This is a genomic window from Catellatospora paridis (genome assembly GCF_009720365.1).
Lineage (GTDB): Bacteria > Actinomycetota > Actinomycetes > Mycobacteriales > Micromonosporaceae > Catellatospora > Catellatospora paridis.
The window spans coordinates 243,322-259,767 of the sequence record NZ_ML769322.1 but is presented as its reverse complement, the minus strand read 5'-3'; the positions used below and the strand labels follow the sequence as shown (position 1 = coordinate 259,767).

The window sequence follows — 16,446 nt, the reverse complement described above, 5'->3', positions numbered from 1 at the left end:
CTGTATGAGGTGGCGTTCAGCAGGTTCGACTTCGGTTACGCCTCGACTGCGGCGTGGGCGATGTTCGGCATCATCGTGATCGTCGCGGCGATCAACTACTTCCTGACCAGCCGCCTGCGGAGGTCCTCATGACCGCGACGACACCCCTCACCACCACCACGCCCGCACGCAAAGCCGCCGCCGTGGCGGTCGAGCCACAGGTACAGCGGCGGCGTCGGAAGTCGTTCATGGCCGACCGGCGTCCCGGCAAGCTCGCCTACCTCGCGCTGGCGGCTCTCGCGCTGTTCTCCGGCTTCCCGCTCTACTGGTCGCTGGTCGTCGCGTCGCACGACAACGGCATCCTGGGTCAGGTCCCGCCGCCGTTCGGGCTCGGCCCGAACCTGTTCGCGAACCTGGAACGCGCCTTCGGGACCGTCGACTTCGCCAAGGCGCTGACCAACTCGTTCCTCGTCTCGATCTCGATCACGATCAGCGTCGTGCTGTTCTCGACCCTGGCAGGGTTCGCGTTCGCGAAGCTGAGCTTCAAGGGCCGCAACGCCATGCTGGTCATGGTCATCGCGACGATGATGGTGCCCACGCAACTGGGCATCATCCCGCTGTATCTGCTGATGGCGAAGATCGAGTGGACCGGCACCATGTACGCCGTCGTCGCACCCGGCCTGGTCACCGCGTTCGGCGTGTTCTTCATGACCCAGTTCCTGCGCGAAGCCGTGCCCAGCGAGCTGATCGAGGCAGCGCGCGTCGACGGCTGCCACACCTTCCGGATCTTCTGGCACGTGGTGCTGCCCGCGTCGAAACCGGCCGCGGCGGTGCTGGGCATGCTGACGTTCATGACGGCCTGGAACGACTTCTTCTGGCCGCTTGTCGTGCTCACCCCGGAGGACCCGACGGTGCAGACCGCGCTGTCCACGCTGGCCAGTGGCTACATCCAGGACTACTCGCTGTCGCTGACCGGCACCGCGATCGCCACCATCCCGCTGCTGGTCGTGTTCGCCCTGCTCGGCAAGTACATCATCGGAGGAATCATGCAGGGAGCGGTGAAGTCGTGACCGCCATAGCACCCGACCGGCGGCTGGACGAGTTGTCCGGGCTCCGGTTCCCCGAGGGGTTCCGCTGGGGCGCGGCCACCGCCTCGTACCAGATCGAGGGGGCCGCGACCGAGGACGGCCGGACGCCCTCGATCTGGGACACCTATGCCCGCACCCCGGGCCGGGTCTTCCACGGGCACTCCGGTGACGTCGCCTGCGACCACTACCACCGCTACCGCGACGACGTCGCGCTGATGAAGCAGCTCGGCCTGGGCACCTACCGGTTCTCGGTCGCCTGGCCGCGCATCAAGCCCGACGGCTCCGGCCCGGTCAACGCCCGCGGCCTGGACTTCTACGACCGGCTCGTCGACGAGCTGCTCGACAAGGGCATCGACCCGATGGTCACGCTGTATCACTGGGACCTGCCGCAGGTGCTGGAGGACCGGGGCGGCTGGACCAACCGCGACACCGCGTACTACCTCGCCGACCTGGCCGCCGCGACGATCGGCCGGCTGGGGGACCGGGTGCGCACCTGGACCACGCTCAACGAGCCGTGGTGCTCGGCGTTCCTCGGCTACGGCAGCGGGGATCACGCCCCGGGTCGGCAGGACCCGGCGGCCGCGTTGTCGGCGGTGCACCACCTGCTGCTCGGGCACGGCCTGTCGGTGCAGGCGCTGCGGGCGGGCGGGGCCCGGGAGGTGTCGCTGACGCTGAACCTGGCCTGCGTACGCCCGGTCGACCCGGACGATCCGCACGACCTCGCCGCGGTGCGGCACATCGACGGCCTGCACAACCGGATCTTCCTGGACCCGACCCTGCGCGGCGGCTACCCGCAGGACATGCGGGCGCTGTTCGCCCGGTTCGGGGTCGACGAGCAGATCCTGGCCGGCGACGAGGACGTCATCGCGTCGCCGATCGACCTGCTCGGGGTGAACTTCTACCAGCCGTCGCGGGTGCGGGCCGGGGTCGGCGTCGACTGCGGCCCCGCCAACCCCGGCAGCGAGGGCTGCGAGTACGTGCAGCAGGACCTGCCGGTCACCGCGATGGGCTGGCCGGTGGACGCGACCGCGCTCTACGAGCTGCTGATGCGGCTGGCCACGGACTATCCGGGCACCCCGCTGATGATCACCGAGAACGGCGCGGCGTACGACGACGTGCTCGACGGGGGCCGGGTGGCCGACCACGACCGCATCGGGTACCTCGACGGGCACCTGCGGGCCGTGCACGCGGCCCTGTCCGAGGGAGCGGACATGCGTGGATATCTTGCATGGTCGCTGTTGGACAATTACGAGTGGGCATACGGTTACGGCAAACGGTTCGGCATCGTGCATGTCGACTACGACACCCAGCGGCGCACTCCGAAGGACAGTGCCCGCTGGTTTGCCGGCGTCATCGGGCGCAACGGGCTCGGTTGATGTCGGTGGGGGCCGGGCGCGTCGCACGTGGAAAGGCGGCGCGCCCGGGTTATCCCACGCCATGACTCACGCCGGGGAGCCGAGCGGGGCTCCCCGGCGTGTCACGTCCGGGCCGGTCAGCGGTGGACGGGCTCCGTGGCGGGCACGGGGTTCAGCGGCTGCGCGGCGTACATCTCGTCGAGGACCTCCTCGGCGTCGGGCTCCCCGGCGGCGCGGCCCGGCCAGCGAGGCGGCGGCGCCGAGCAGGCCCATCACGATGGCCAGCCAGAACACGATGACCAAACCGTCGTGGAACGGGCCGGAGATCAGGTCGGGGAAGAACTGGCGGTCGGTCAGCGCGGCGGCGTTCGCCGCGGGCAGTTCGCCGAGCACCTGCGGGCCGAGCAGCTCCTGGATCGGGTTGTAGCCCAGGAACGCGGCGAACAGGGTGCCGACCGGCGGCAGCTGCGACACGGCGTGCGCCGCCCCGGCGGGCACGCCCTGCGCGGTGAGCCCGGCGTCCAGCGCCGTCGGCAGCGAGCGGGCCAGCCCGGCCACCATCAGCGAGAAGAAGACGCCGATGGACAGCACCATGCCGGCGTTCTGGAACGTGGCGCGCATGCCGGAGGCGACGCCGCGCAGGTGCGCGGGCACACTCGACATGATCAGTGAGGTGTTCGGGGCGGAGAACAGGCCGCCGCCGAAGCCGTTGAGGAACACCAGCGCCGCGAACACGCCGTAGTGGAAGTCGGTCGGCACCAGCAGCAGCGCGGCGAACGAGGCCGACATCAGCACCAGCCCGCCCGCTGCGAACCACCTCGCCCCGAAACGGTCCGACAGCGCACCGGACAGCGGCCCCGCGGCCAGGAAGCCGACGGTCAGCGGGAGCAGGTAGATGCCCGCCCACAGCGGCGTCGCCGCGTAGTCGTAGCCGTGCAGCGGCAGCCAGATGCCCTGCAGCCAGATGATCAGCATGAACTGCAGGCCGCCGCGGGCGATCGAGCCGAGCAGGCTGGCGATGTTGCCGCCGGTGAACGCCGCGATCCGGAACAGGTGCAGCGGGAACATCGGCTCGGCGACCCGGGTCTCGATGAGGCCGAACAGGGCCAGCAGCACGATGCCGCCGGTCAGCCCGCCGATGATCCACGGATTGGTCCAGCCCATGGGATGGCCGCCGTAGGGCTGGATGCCGTACGTGATCGCGGCCAGCAGCATGGTCAGGCCCGCGGCGAAGGTGACGTTGCCCCACCAGTCGATGCGGCCGGGGCGGCGCTCGCCGTTGTCGCGCAGCGACCGGTACGCCCAGACGGTGCCGACCGCGGCGATGGGCACGTTGACCCAGAAGATCGAGCGCCAGCTCCACTCGGCCAGCAGGCCGCCCAGCACCAGGCCGATGAACGAGCCGGCGATGGCGGCCACCACGTTGATGCCCAGCGCCGTGCCGCGCTGGCGGGCCGGGAACGCGTCGGTGATGATCGCGGCGGAGTTGGCCATCAGCATCGCGCCGCCGACGGCCTGCACCACCCGCCAGCCGATCAGCCACAGCGCGCCCGCGCCGCCGGTGAACGGGTCCAGGGCGAGGATCACCGAGGTCACCGCGAAGATCGCGAAGCCGAGGTTGTAGATGCGTACCCGGCCGTAGATGTCGCCCAGCCGCCCGAGGGTGACCACCAGCACCGCGGTGGCCAGCATGTAGCCCATCAGCATCCAGAGCAGGTAGCCGACGTTGCCGGGCTGCAGCGGGTTGAGGCCCACGCCGTTGAAGATCGCCGGGAGCGAGATCAGCACGATCGACGAGTTGATCGTCGCGATCAGCATGCCGAGCGTCGTGTTGGACAGGGCGACCCACTTGTAGCGGGCGTCGTGGCTGTTCAGGTCTTGGCTGGTCATGAGGCGTGCCTTCGGCTGTCGGAGCAGGGTGCCGGCGGGCCGGGCGGTGGCAGTCCGGCCCGGCGGTGCAGGGTCGGATCAGGCGGTGGCGGCGTGGTCGGCCAGGCGGCCCAGGGCGGGCAGGGCCGCCTCGACGGCGGCGCGGTCGGCGGGGTCGAGCTGGGCCAGCAGGGCGGCGACGCGTTCGGCGCGCACGTCGCGACGGTGGCGCAGCAGGTCGCGCCCGGCCTGGGTGATCTCCACGAGGACCACCCGACGGTCGGCCGGGTCGGCCGTCCGGGCGGCCAGCGCGTCGCGTTCCAGCCGGGTGACGATCTGGGTCATCGCGGGCTGGGTGACGCCCTCGCGCACCGCGAGCTCGGTGAGCCGCTGCGGCCCCTCGCGCTCCAGGGTGGCCAGGGTGGCCGCGGCGCTGAGGCTGATGCCGGGCGGGCTGAGCCGCCGCAGCGCGCCGAACAGCCGCTGCACGGTCAGCGCGAGGTCTTGCTGGGCGGTGTCCGCAATGAGAGGTGTCGTCGCCACACCGGCAACATATCACGAACTTATAGAAGTTACTTATGCACCGCTCCCCCCGCTCATAGACGTTGGCCTATCTAGATGAAGATGATCGCGAAATTGTCATCCAGATAGGCCAACGTCTATTGGCGACGCGGTGCGGCGCGCAGCGCGGGGCGGCGTTTCGTTCGGCGGTGGGACCACTGCGCACCGAGGCCGGCGGCGGCCACCGCCGCCAGTGCGCCGATCAGCCAGCTGGGCAACCCCCGAGCAGGAGGGACAGCCGGGGCTGCCGTGGCCGCCGCGGCCGGTGTGGCGCAGGGGATCGACTGGGGTATCCCGGCGGCCGCAACGTGCACCCGGACGGAGCAGTAGCCGACCCCCGGGGCGGCGACGTCCACGGTGACGGTCCAGTCGCCCGCGGCGAGCGCGCCGGGCAGCGGCAGCGTCGCCGGGTCGTGGGGCAGTGGTCGCAGCGCGGTGACCGGCACGCTCGCGCCCGCGTCACTGCCGGCCGACAGCATCGCCAGACCGGGCTCGGTCACCGGATGACCGTCGTCCCAGGCCAGCGTGAGCCATACCGTGCCCCGTCCGTCGTGGTGCAGGGTCGGTAGCACGCCCCGGTGCGCGCCCGCCGGGGTCGCAGCCCCGAACACGAGCCCGGCCGCGACCATTACCACCGCACCACCGCGCCGCCAGCTCACTTTTACCCGTACCCTCCCTGCTCAGAACCACTGAGTGGTAAGGAGGAGCACCCTCCGCACCAATATGGTGGGGAAGGTGCCCTTCCTTTGTTCAGCTGGTGACTTTGACTTCGAGGAGGCCGACGGAGCCTGCGCCGCTGTTGAGGACGGCGCGTAGGCGGGTGGTGCTGACCGTGGTGAAGGTGACGCGGTTGTACTGGTTGGCCGCCAAGGGGAAGCCGCTCGCGCCGGGCACGGCGACGTACGCGGTGCCGTTCCAGTACTGCAGGCTCCACGAGGCGGGCAGGCGTACGCCGCCGTTGTCGTCGAAGAAGTAGACGTCGGCGACCCGGACCGACTGCGCGGCCGACCAGGTCAGCTGGGCCCACTGCTGGCCGGTGTTGGGCCAGGTGCCCCAGCGGCGGTTGACGGTGTCGTTCGAGGACGGCGGGTCGATGCCGTCGTTGATCGCCAGGACGCTCTCCCAGGCCGAGGTGTAGGACGCGCTCGCCGTCGCGCTGAGCGCGAGGTTGGTGACCGGTGGCGGGTTGGTGGGGCCGCCCTTGATCAGGAACAGGTTGTCGGCGACGTTGTAGTAGGTCGCCAGGTAGCTGCCCGCGGGCGGGTCGGTGTGGTAGTAGTCGTCGTGGTTGCAGTCCAGCCGCTGGTCCAGAGCCTGGCTGGGGCACGAGTAGCGCAGCACCACGTTGGGGCCGTCCTTGTAGCACATGACGTCGTACTCGTCGACGCAGTGCGCGGCGCCGGAGGCGTTGGGGGCGTTGTTGTTCACCGCGCCGAGCGTGTGCCCGAGCTCGTGTGCGGCGACCCCGGCCGTCCAGCAGCCGTTGTCGGCGCGGGCGTACTCCGGCCCGGTGTTGGACCGGTTGGCGTCGGATTTGCGGGTGTCCCCGGCGAAGCCGCCGATGCCGCAGTAGATGTTGGCGTCGACGAACTGCAGGTACTTGCGGTCGGTGCGGGCGTAACCGGCGGCCTTGACCGCGTTGAGCAGCGGCGCCCAGTCGTTGGCGTTGAGCGCCGCGTCCGGGATCTGCACGTCGCGCACGACCGGGCGGCACGCGCCGCCGACGGTCTCGGTGACGTACCGGACGTGCCGCTCGCCGCCGGTGGCCTTGGCGCTCTCGTTGAAGATGACGTCGACCTGCTCGGCGAGCTGCCGGAACGTCTCCAGGTACTGGCTGTAGCGGCTGGTGCTGCCGCGTACGTACAGCACCTCGACGCGGCGGCCGGAGGTGCCGTCGCCCTCGCACACCGGCAGCGCGAGCGGAGCCGCCGCGGTGGCGGTCCGCGCGGGCAGGGGCGCAACGGAACGGGTGACGGACAGCCCGGCGGGGGCCGGGTCGGGGCCGTGCGTGCACATCGTCGAGCTGAGGCCGATGACGCGGAACATGCCGGCGCACGCGCCGGTGCGCTCGGCGGACAGTCCGGAGTAGACCAGGCCGGGGCCGGCCTGGACGGTCGGGGCGGCGCCGTCCTGGGCGCCGGCCGGCACGGCCGAGGCGGGTGCGCCGGTGCTGAGGGCCAGCAGGGTCACCACGATGACCGGCCATCGGCGGCGGGGGAGGGAGAGGGGCATGTGCCGTCCTTTCGGCGAGCGCGCCGGGATACGCGCATCGGCGGGAAACGGGGAGCGGGCACGGTGAAACCGTCACCGTGCGTGTTGTGCGCGGCAGGCGGTGAGCTGCCACCGAGTGATCGACCGAAGACGATCTAAAACGCTTTCGGTCCATTCAGGCAGAGGGTCTGATCGATGTCAATGGCATGCATACAGGCAATTTCGGTTATGCCGTATCACCTGCGACCGCAATGCTTTCGGAATGTGCCGAAATCATTTCGAGCGCGGTCGATGGCTCCGGGCACCCTGTGTGGATACGGAGAGTGAAGTCAGTTCGCGGGTTCGCCCGCGAAGCGGCGGCCGCGCTCGCGCATCGCGTCCATCACCCGGTCCACGCCGGGGCTCGGCGGGGCGGGGGTGTGGCCGGTCGTGCGCAGGCCGTCGAGGGTGTACGCGAGCTGCCGCCGCCACGCCGTCGGCGCGGTGTCGGCGGTGCGCTCGATCAGCCCGGCGTTCGCCATCAGGATCAGCGCCACGTCCTCGTGCCGGAAGTCCGCGCGCAGCTCGCCGGCCGCCTGCGCGCGCTCGATGAGCCGCTGCAGCCCGTGGTACGCCCGCTCGTGCAGCGCGTCGAGCCCCGGCACCCCGGACACCGCCGCGGTGAGCAGGTCGGACGTCGCCCGGCACCGCGACTGCACCCCGCACAGGTAGACGAGGTGGTCGTGGAACCCGGTCCAGGCGTCCGGGTGGGCGACCGCGCGCTCGGCGGCCGTGACGATCTCGGCGAGCGTCTCCGCGTACACCGCTGCGATCAGGTCGCGCCGGGCGGGGAAGTGTCGGTAGAGCGTGGCGTTGCCGAGCGCGGCGCGGCGGGCGATCTCGTCCAGCGGCGCGTCCAGCCCGCGCTCGCTGAACACGACCAGCGCCGCGTCGATCAGGCGGCGGCGGTTGCGCTCGGCATCGGCGCGCAGCGCGGTGGTGGCCATGCCGTCCAGCATAGCGAAGTGGGGGGACCTCCCCGGTTGTGCTACGGTCGGCAGCGAACCGGGGACTCCTCCCCGTTTTGTGGAGAGCCTTCGCGGCCTGGGCGACCGTGCCCCGGACCGCCCGGACGTGTGGGAGAAAGAAGTCATGTCGATAGTGATCAGCGGGGCCACCGGGCAACTGGGGCGGCTCGTCGTCGCCGCGCTGCTGGACCGGGGCGTCCCGCCGCAGCAGATCGTGGCCGGGGCACGCGACGAGAGCAGGCTCGCCGAACTCGCCGCACGCGGCGTACGGGTCGTCCGCTTCGACTACGACGACCCGGCCAGCCTGGCCGCGGCGCTGACCGAGGGGGACACCCTGTTGCTGGTCTCCGGCAGCGAGGTCGGCCGCCGGGTCGCCCAGCACCAGGCCGTCATCGCGGCCGCGCAGGTCGCCGGGGTGGCCCGCCTGGCCTACACCAGCGTGCTGGACGCGGCCGAGTCCGCGCTGCCGGTCGCACCTGACCACGTCGCCACCGAGCAGGCGATCCGCGCCTCCGGCATCCCGTTCACCCTGCTGCGCAACGGCTGGTACACCGAGAACTACGCCCCCGCGCTCGTCCAGGCCCGCGCTGCCGGGGTGGTGCTGTCCAGCGCCGGTGACGGCCGGGTCGCCAGCGCCACCCGCGCCGACTACGCCGCCGCCACCGCCGCCGCGCTGGCCGGCGACGGCCACGAAGGCGCGGTGTACGAGCTGTCCGGCGACCACGCCTGGGACTTCGACGAGCTGGCCGCGGTGTTCGCGACCGTGCTCGGCCGCGACGTCGTCTACCGGCGCGTCACGCCGGAGGAGCACCTGAAGCTGCTCACCGAGGCGGGCCTGGACGCGGGCACGGCGGGCTTCCTGGTCGCCGTCGACGGCGACATCCGCGACGGCGCGCTCGCCCTGACCACCGGCGACCTGTCGCGCCTGGCGGGCCGCCCCACCACCCCGCTCGTCGACGCCCTGCGCCCCCTGGCCTGACCCCCGCCCGGCCCCGCGGGAAGCGGGCGCACCGCGGGAGCGTTGTTCCCCGCGGAGGCGTCCGCACCGCGGGACGGCGCCCACGATCATCGGACTTGCCTGGCAGATGGGCGAAAGGTGCCTCAAGGTACGCACAGCTGCCGGGCAAGTCGGATGATCGAGGCGGAGCCGGGCGACCTGTCCCGATCTGCGGGACGAGCGGGTGCCGTGGTCGCGAGCGGGGGCGGGTCTGACGGTAAACTTCGTGTTCAGGTCGAGAGGCGCTGCAACGGGCACAGCCCGCCACGCTCGGCTGGACACACCGTTGCAAGGGCGCCTCCGAGAGTTCTTTCGGAGGTGTTCGCGTTGAGCCGGTCTTCTTCCCCCGCCACCCGCGTGCAGGAACTGCGTACGCTGCTCGACCAGCGGATCGTGGTGCTCGACGGCGCGTGGGGCACCATGCTGCAGAACGCCAGGCTGAGCCCCGAGGACTACCGCGGCGACCGCTTCGGCGACCACTCGCACGACGTCACCGGCAACCCGGACGTGCTCAACCTGACCCGGCCCGACCTGGTGCTCGACGTGCACCGCCGCTACCTGGCCGCGGGCGCGGACATCACCTCCACGAACACGTTCACCGCGACCGGCATCGCCCAGGCTGACTACGGCCTGCAGCCGTACGCGCGGGAGATGAACCTGCGCGGCGCGCAGCTGGCCCGGCAGGCGGCCGACGAGTTCAGCGGGCGCTTCGTCGCCGGCTCGGTCGGCCCGCTCAACGTCACCCTGTCGCTGTCCCCGCGCGTCGATGACCCGTCCTACCGCACGGTCTCCTTCGACCAGGTCTTCGACACGTATGCCGAGCAGATCGCGGCGCTCGCCGAGGGCGGTGTCGACATCCTGCTCGTCGAGACCATCTTCGACACCCTCAACGCCAAGGCCGCCATCGCCGCGGCCCGCGCGGTCGCGCCCGAGCTGCCGCTGTGGATCTCGGTGACCATCGTCGACCTGTCGGGGCGCACCCTGTCCGGGCAGACCGTCGAGGCGTTCTGGCGCTCCATCGAACGCGCCGAGCCGCTGGTCGTCGGCGTGAACTGCTCGCTGGGCGCGACCGAGATGCGCCCGCACGTGGAGGAGCTGTCCCGGCTCGCCGGGGTCTACACCGCCAGCCACCCCAACGCCGGGCTGCCCAACGCGTTCGGCGGCTACGACCAGACGCCGGAGGAGACCGGCGCGCTGCTGGGCGAGTTCGCTTCGTCGGGCCTGGTCAACATCGCGGGCGGCTGCTGCGGCACCACGCCCGAGCACATCGCGCAGGTCGCCGCGGCGGTCAAGGGGCTGCCGCCGCGCGAGGTGCCGCAGGTGCCGAAGGCCACCCGGTTCAGCGGCCTCGAGCCGTTCGCGATCGGCCCCGACACCGGCTTCGTCATGATCGGCGAGCGCACCAACGTGACCGGCTCGGCGAAGTTCCGCCGCCTCATCGAGGCCGACGACCACCAGGGCGCGGTCGCCGTGGCGCTGGACCAGGTGCGCGGCGGGGCCAACCTGCTCGACGTGAACATGGACGCCGACCTGCTCGACAGCGAGCTGGCGATGACCACGTTCCTCAACCTGATCGCGACCGAGCCCGAGGTGGCCCGCATCCCGATCATGGTGGACAGCTCCAAGTGGAGCGTGCTCGAAGCCGGCCTCAAGTGCGTGCAGGGCAAGGGCGTGGTCAACTCGATCAGCCTCAAGGAGGGCGAGGAGGTCTTCCTCGACCAGGCCCGCCGCATCCAGGGCTACGGCGCGGGCGTGGTGGTGATGGCCTTCGACGAGCAGGGCCAGGCCGACACCGTCGAGCGCAAGGTCGGCATCTGCGGGCGGGCGTACGACCTGCTCACCCAGCAGGCCGGGTTCGCCGCCGAGGACATCGTGTTCGACCCGAACGTGCTGGCCGTGGCCACCGGCATCGCCGAGCACAACGGCTACGCCAAGGCGTTCATCGACGCGCTGCCGCTGATCAAGGCGCGCTGCCCGGGGGCGCGCACCAGCGGCGGCATCTCCAACCTCTCGTTCTCGTTCCGCGGCAACGACATCGTGCGCGAGGCCATGCACTCGGCCTTCCTGCTGCACGCGGTGCGGGCCGGGCTCGACATGGGCATCGTCAACGCCGGTCAGCTCGCCGTGTACGAGGACATCCCCACCGAGCTGCGCGAACTCGTCGAGGACGTGCTGTTCGACCGCCGTCCCGACGCCACCGACCGCCTCGTGACGTACGCGGGCACGGTCAGCGGCGAGGGGACCAAGCGGGTCGCCGACCTGTCGTGGCGCGAGGCCCCGGTGGCGCAGCGGCTGTCGCACGCGCTGGTGCACGGCATCGTGGACTTCATCGAGGAGGACACCGAGGAGGCCCGGCAGCTGACCGCGCGGCCGCTCGAGGTCATCGAGGGTCCGCTGATGGACGGCATGAAGGTCGTCGGCGACCTGTTCGGCGCGGGCAAGATGTTCCTGCCGCAGGTGGTCAAGAGCGCCCGGGTGATGAAGCGCGCGGTGGCCTACCTGGAGCCGTACATGGAGGCCGAGAAGGAGCAGGCCCGCCGCGAGGGCAGGGCCGCGTCCACGCGCGGGCAGGGCAAGGTCGTGCTCGCCACGGTCAAGGGCGACGTGCACGACATCGGCAAGAACATCGTCGGCGTCGTGCTGGGCTGCAACAACTACGAGGTCATCGACCTCGGCGTGATGGTGCCCGCGGCGAAGATCCTCGACACCGCGCTCGCCGAGGGCGCGGACGTGATCGGCCTGTCCGGGCTGATCACCCCGTCGCTGGACGAGATGGTCTCGGTCGCGCAGGAGATGCAGCGCCGCGGCCTGAAGCTGCCGCTGCTGATCGGCGGGGCCACCACGTCCCGTCAGCACACGGCGGTGCGCATCGCCCCGGCGTACGAGTCGGCGACCGTGCACGTGCTCGACGCCTCCCGCGTCGTCGGCGTCGTGTCGCAGCTGCTCGACCCCGCGCGGGCAGAGCAGCTGGCCGAGAACAACCGCACCGAGCAGGCGCGGCTGCGCGACGAGCACGCCAACAAGACCCGCCAGCCGCTGCTGACCCTGGAGCAGGCGCGGGCCAACGCCGAGCGGCCCGACTTCACCGACCTGCCCGTGCCCGCGTTCACCGGCCTGCGCGAGGTCACGCCGGACCTGGCCGAGCTGCGCAAGATGATCGACTGGCAGTTCCTTTTCCTGGCCTGGGAGCTCAAGGGCAAGTACCCGGCGATCCTGGAGCGGCCGCAGGCGCGCGAGCTGTTCGACGACGCGAACACCATGCTCGACCAGATCATCGCGGACGGCTCGCTGCAGGCCCACGGGGTGTACGGGTTCTGGCCCGCGCACGCCGAAGGCGACGACATCGTCATCGAGGGCGAGTGCCGGATGCCGATGCTGCGCCAGCAGACCGTCAAGCCCGCCGGGCGGCCCAACCGCTGCCTGTCGGACTATCTCGCCCCGGCCGGGGACCACGTCGGCGGGTTCGCCGTGGCCATCCACGGCGCGGACGAGCTGGCCGCGCACTACGAGGCCGAGCACGACGACTACAAGGCCATCATGGTCAAGGCGCTCGCCGACCGGCTCGCCGAGGCGTTCGCCGAGCACCTGCACCTGCAGGCGCGGCGCGACTGGTTCGAGCCCGACGCCGACCCGGCGATCGAGGACCTGCACGCCGAGCGCTTCCGCGGCATCCGCCCCGCGTTCGGCTACCCGGCCACGCCCGACCACACCCTCAAGCGGGAGCTGTTCGACCTGCTCGGCGCCGAGAAGATCGGCATGGGACTGACCGAGTCGTTCGCGATGACCCCGGCCGCCGCCGTCAGCGGCCTGCTGCTGGCGCACCCGGACTCGCGCTACTTCACCGTCGGCCGCATCGGCCGCGACCAGCTCGAGGACTACGCCACCCGCCGCGGCGCCGACCTCGCCGACGTCGAACGCTGGCTCCGCCCCAACCTGGGCTGACCGCAAGGCAGCGGGCCGGGCGACGGAGGTAAGGACTCGCCGCGCCACGAGCATAATCAGGCATGTATGTCGATCGCGCTATCGGTAGTGCGGTCGACATTGCCGACTGTGCAGCCATTCTGAACCCGGATGTGTCGCCGCCATACTCCTTACAGGAGCACCGACAGCCACCGCGTTGGTCGGTGACACCACCGTAGGTGTCGTCGCCCGCACGCGGAGCAGTGACCGATCAGGACAGCCCGACAGCGGTGGGGGCGCGTCATGAAGGACAGGCGGCAGGCAGCGGGAACACGGGCGGCGCTGGTCGCCCTCCTCACGACGGCGGCGCTCGTGCTGGGCGGGTGCGGGGCGCCGGAGTTCGACTACGTCAAGAACGCCGACGACGGCGTCTACTTCAAGGTCCCGCACGGCTGGCAGCGCATCGAGCACGAGGCGATGGACTGGATGCTGTCCGGGGAGGACCCCGCGTCGATGGCCGCGGCGGCCAGGCGGGAGCGCGTCTGGTCGGTGGGCTACGACGCGTCCGCCGCCGCGCAGCCGCTGCACCTGTTCCTCGGCACCGGTGACGAGCCGTTCGTGTACGCCATGGTGCGCCGGCTGTCCGAGGGCGAGATCAACGCGGTGTCGCTGAACGGGGCCCGGGACCTGCTGCTGCCGGTCACCGACTCGGCCCGCGAGGACAATGCGGCCAACCCCGTGTTCCAGGGCTTCGAACTGGTCTCCGACGAGATCCTGCCGAGCGACGGCACGGTCCGCGGGGTGCGCTCGGTCTTCAACTACAGCCCCGGCGGGGGCTCGCTGCAGACGTTCGACCAGACCGTCTACGTCGACGACGCCGGTGCGCGGCTGTACCAGTTCATCCTGCGCTGCTCGGCCTCGTGCTACCGCGAGCGGGCGGCCGAACTCGGCGTGGTCGTGCAGTCCTTCACGGTGAGGAGTGTGGCATGAGCGAGCGGGCCATGAGCGATGTGTCAGCCGAGCCGGTCGAGGGCCTGCGTCCCCCCGGTGAGCCCGCGCGGGTGGATGAGCGGCCCAAGCGCAAGAAGCTGCCGTTCTGGGACCGGATCAAGTTCCTGTTCCTGTTCGCCGTCGCCTGGCTGGTGCTGGTGTGGGCGGAGATGGCCGACTTCCCGGGCGGCATGCCGTTCGTGGAGGCGGCACGCATCCACCTGGTGGAGTCGCGCTGGCTGCTGATCCTGGCCGGGCTGGAACTGCTGCGGCAGCTGCATTTCCTGGTCAGCGAGCACTGGGCCGGATACCACCGGTTCTGGAGCCACCGGGTGTTCGGCGGCTTCGAGCGTTTCTCCCGCCGGCGGCTGTCCGACTGGACCAGGTTCCGGCTCGCCCGGATCCTCAAGTGGGTGTTCTGGATCGTGGTGTTCGCCTTCGTGGCGGGCGCCGTGCTGGACACCTCGCCGGTGCTGGCGCTGTTCCAGGCCCCGGCGATCCTGTGGGCGCTCATGCCGTTCGTGCTGCAGATGGTGTTCCTGCTGTTCGTCGTCGTGATGCAGTTCGTGGCGATCTTCTGGTTCCTGTCCCGGGGCGGCGTCGAGGTCTACTACCCCGACGACATCAAGACCAGGTTCACCGACGTGTGGGGACAGGACCACGTGCTGGCCCGGGTACGGGAGAACATCGTCTTCCTGGAGCGGCCCGACGCGATCGAGGCCAAGGGCGGCTACGTGCCCTCCGGCCTGCTGCTGTGGGGCCCGCCGGGCACCGGCAAGACGCTGATGGCCGAGGCGGTGGCCGGGGAGACCGGCAAGCCGTACGTGTTCGTCGACCCCGGCGCGTTCACCAACATGTTCATGGGTGTCGGCATCCTCAAGGTGAAGTCGCTGTTCCGCAAGCTGCGCAAGCTGGCGCTGCGCTACGGCGGCGTGATCGTGTTCTTCGACGAGGCGGACTCGCTCGGCAGTCGCGGCCAGCTCGCCCAGGGCGGCCCCGGCTTCCCACGGGGCATGACCCCGGTGTTCACCACCGGTCCCGGCTGCCACGGCTTCGGCTACCTGTCGCCGGACACGCAGTGGCGGCTGGCCAGGCATTCGGCGACCGAGCACGCCGCCGAGGAGGCCCCGGCGCCCGTGCGGCGCAACCGGTTCGTGATGGGCGGGGGCATGAACAACGGCGGGGGTATGGGCACCCTGCAGGCCCTGCTCACCGAGCTGTCCGGGCTGAAGAAGCCGCGCGGCTTCGTCAACCGGTTCGTGCGCCGCGCGCTGGGCATGCGCCCGAAGCCGCCGCCGCGCTACCGCATCCTGGTGATGATGGCGACCAACCTGCCGGAGGCGCTCGACGAGGCGCTGCTGCGACCGGGCCGCATCGACCGGATCTACAAGGTCGGCTACCCGAGCAAGGCGGGCCGGGTCCGCACCTACGAGGGTTACCTGGGCAAGGTGCGCCACGAGCTGACTCCCGCCGAGATCGACAAGCTGGCGACGATCACGCCGTACGCCACCGGAGCCACCATCAAAGACCTGATCAACGAGGCGCTGATCACCGCGATCCGGGACGGCCGCGAGGTCATCGCGTGGCGCGACGTGATGCGGGCCAAGCAGCTCAAGGAACTCGGGCCGCCGGAGGACGTCGAGTACATCGAGCGGGAGCGGCACGCCGTCGCGGTGCACGAGGCCTGCCACGCCGTCATCGCGTACCGCACCCGGCACCACATGGAGATCGACATCGCGACCATCGAGAAGGGCAGCGACTACCTCGGCATGGTGGCCAGCATCCCGCCGGAGGACCAGTTCACCCGGTGGCGCACCGAGTACGAGGCCGACATCTGCGTGTCGCTGGCCTCGCTGGCGGGGGAACGGATGTTCTTCGGCGGGGACAGCTCGTCCGGTGTCTCCGGCGACCTGGAGTCGGCCACCACGGTCGCGTCCTTCATGGAGGGCTTCTGGGGCATGGGCGGCACCGTGTCGTCGTACTCGACCGCCAAGCGCCTGGAGGTCGGCGCGCCCGGCGGCGGTCAGGGCGGCCGCCGCAAGAAGGGTCAGGACACCGAGGCCGAGGTGCGCCACGCGCTGGCCGACCGGATCGAGGACATGCTCGGCGACCTGCTCACCCGCACGGCGGAACTGCTCGCCCAGCACCGCCGCGACGTGCTGGCCCTGGCCCATGCGCTGGAGACGCACAAGACGCTGACCGGCGACGACGTCGTCGCGGTCCTCGAAGGCCGGTCAGGCCCGGTCGTCGACGGCACCCTCTACCGCTCCGAGGAGTTCCTCGCCGAGCTGGACAGATACCACGAAGCCGCGGCGGCGGCCCACCTCGGCCACAGCCGGCTGACCATGGCCCTGCCCGCGGCTCCCGTCCCGGCGGAGCCCGTTCCCGTGGCAGTCGCGGTGGCGGAGCCGTTCGGCGATCCCGCGTCCGAGCCGGCCCCGCCCCCGTCCGAGCCCGCCCCGCAGTAGCGCGCGCCGCTGCTGTCCGGC

At 71.2% G+C, this 16,446-nt stretch carries 11 protein-coding genes; 6 read left to right on the top strand and 5 right to left on the bottom strand.

Annotated features, from left to right (window positions below; genetic code table 11):
- Window positions 1–227: 227 nt before the first annotated feature.
- Together F9C41_RS26080 and F9C41_RS26075 are read left to right on the top strand one after the other, a co-directional pair.
- Window positions 228–1,049 carry a carbohydrate ABC transporter permease gene (locus tag F9C41_RS26080; protein ID WP_155389496.1) on the top strand — a complete coding sequence of 274 codons (822 nt, stop codon included), beginning with the start codon at window positions 228–230 and terminating at the stop codon, window positions 1,047–1,049.
- A gap of 32 nt (window positions 1,050–1,081) precedes the next feature.
- Window positions 1,082–2,443: a GH1 family beta-glucosidase gene (locus F9C41_RS26075; protein ID WP_155389495.1), complete on the top strand. Its 1,362-nt coding sequence runs from the start codon at window positions 1,082–1,084 to the stop codon at window positions 2,441–2,443.
- Between the two features lie 66 nt (window positions 2,444–2,509).
- Here F9C41_RS26075 and F9C41_RS26070 read toward each other — a convergent pair whose 3' ends face one another.
- From F9C41_RS26070 to F9C41_RS26050, 5 genes are all read right to left on the bottom strand, one after another.
- Window positions 2,510–4,312, bottom strand: a complete 1,803-nt coding sequence (locus tag F9C41_RS26070) for an MFS transporter (protein ID WP_155389460.1) — start codon at window positions 4,310–4,312, stop codon at window positions 2,510–2,512.
- Between the two features lie 78 nt (window positions 4,313–4,390).
- Window positions 4,391–4,834, bottom strand: a complete 444-nt coding sequence (locus F9C41_RS26065; protein ID WP_155389459.1) for a MarR family transcriptional regulator — start codon at window positions 4,832–4,834, stop codon at window positions 4,391–4,393.
- A 116-nt stretch (window positions 4,835–4,950) separates the two neighbouring features.
- On the bottom strand, window positions 4,951–5,487 hold the full coding sequence (locus F9C41_RS26060; RefSeq protein WP_155389458.1) for a hypothetical protein: 537 nt from the start codon (window positions 5,485–5,487) through the stop codon (window positions 4,951–4,953).
- Between the two features lie 115 nt (window positions 5,488–5,602).
- The gene (locus F9C41_RS41500; RefSeq protein WP_230690024.1) at window positions 5,603–7,084 is read right to left on the bottom strand and encodes a hypothetical protein; all 1,482 of its coding nucleotides are present in this window, start codon (window positions 7,082–7,084) and stop codon (window positions 5,603–5,605) included.
- Between the two features lie 308 nt (window positions 7,085–7,392).
- Window positions 7,393–8,049 carry a TetR/AcrR family transcriptional regulator gene (locus F9C41_RS26050; protein WP_196279950.1) on the bottom strand — a complete coding sequence of 219 codons (657 nt, stop codon included), beginning with the start codon at window positions 8,047–8,049 and terminating at the stop codon, window positions 7,393–7,395.
- Between the two features lie 145 nt (window positions 8,050–8,194).
- Here F9C41_RS26050 and F9C41_RS26045 point away from each other — a divergent pair, with 145 nt between their 5' ends.
- The 4 genes from F9C41_RS26045 (at window position 8,195) to F9C41_RS26030 (ending at window position 16,425) form a co-directional block, all read left to right on the top strand.
- The gene (locus F9C41_RS26045) at window positions 8,195–9,049 is read left to right on the top strand and encodes an NmrA family NAD(P)-binding protein (protein ID WP_155389456.1); all 855 of its coding nucleotides are present in this window, start codon (window positions 8,195–8,197) and stop codon (window positions 9,047–9,049) included.
- A gap of 345 nt (window positions 9,050–9,394) precedes the next feature.
- On the top strand, window positions 9,395–13,009 hold the full coding sequence (gene metH, locus F9C41_RS26040; RefSeq protein WP_230690023.1) for a methionine synthase: 3,615 nt from the start codon (window positions 9,395–9,397) through the stop codon (window positions 13,007–13,009).
- A gap of 261 nt (window positions 13,010–13,270) precedes the next feature.
- Entirely contained in the window at window positions 13,271–13,957 is a 687-nt protein-coding gene (locus F9C41_RS26035; RefSeq protein ID WP_230690022.1) for a hypothetical protein, read from the top strand.
- Complete coding sequence (locus F9C41_RS26030) at window positions 13,954–16,425, top strand: AAA family ATPase (RefSeq protein ID WP_230690021.1); 2,472 nt, start codon at window positions 13,954–13,956, stop codon at window positions 16,423–16,425. The genes F9C41_RS26035 and F9C41_RS26030 overlap by 4 nt, the downstream gene beginning before the upstream one ends.
- Window positions 16,426–16,446 lie beyond the last annotated feature (21 nt).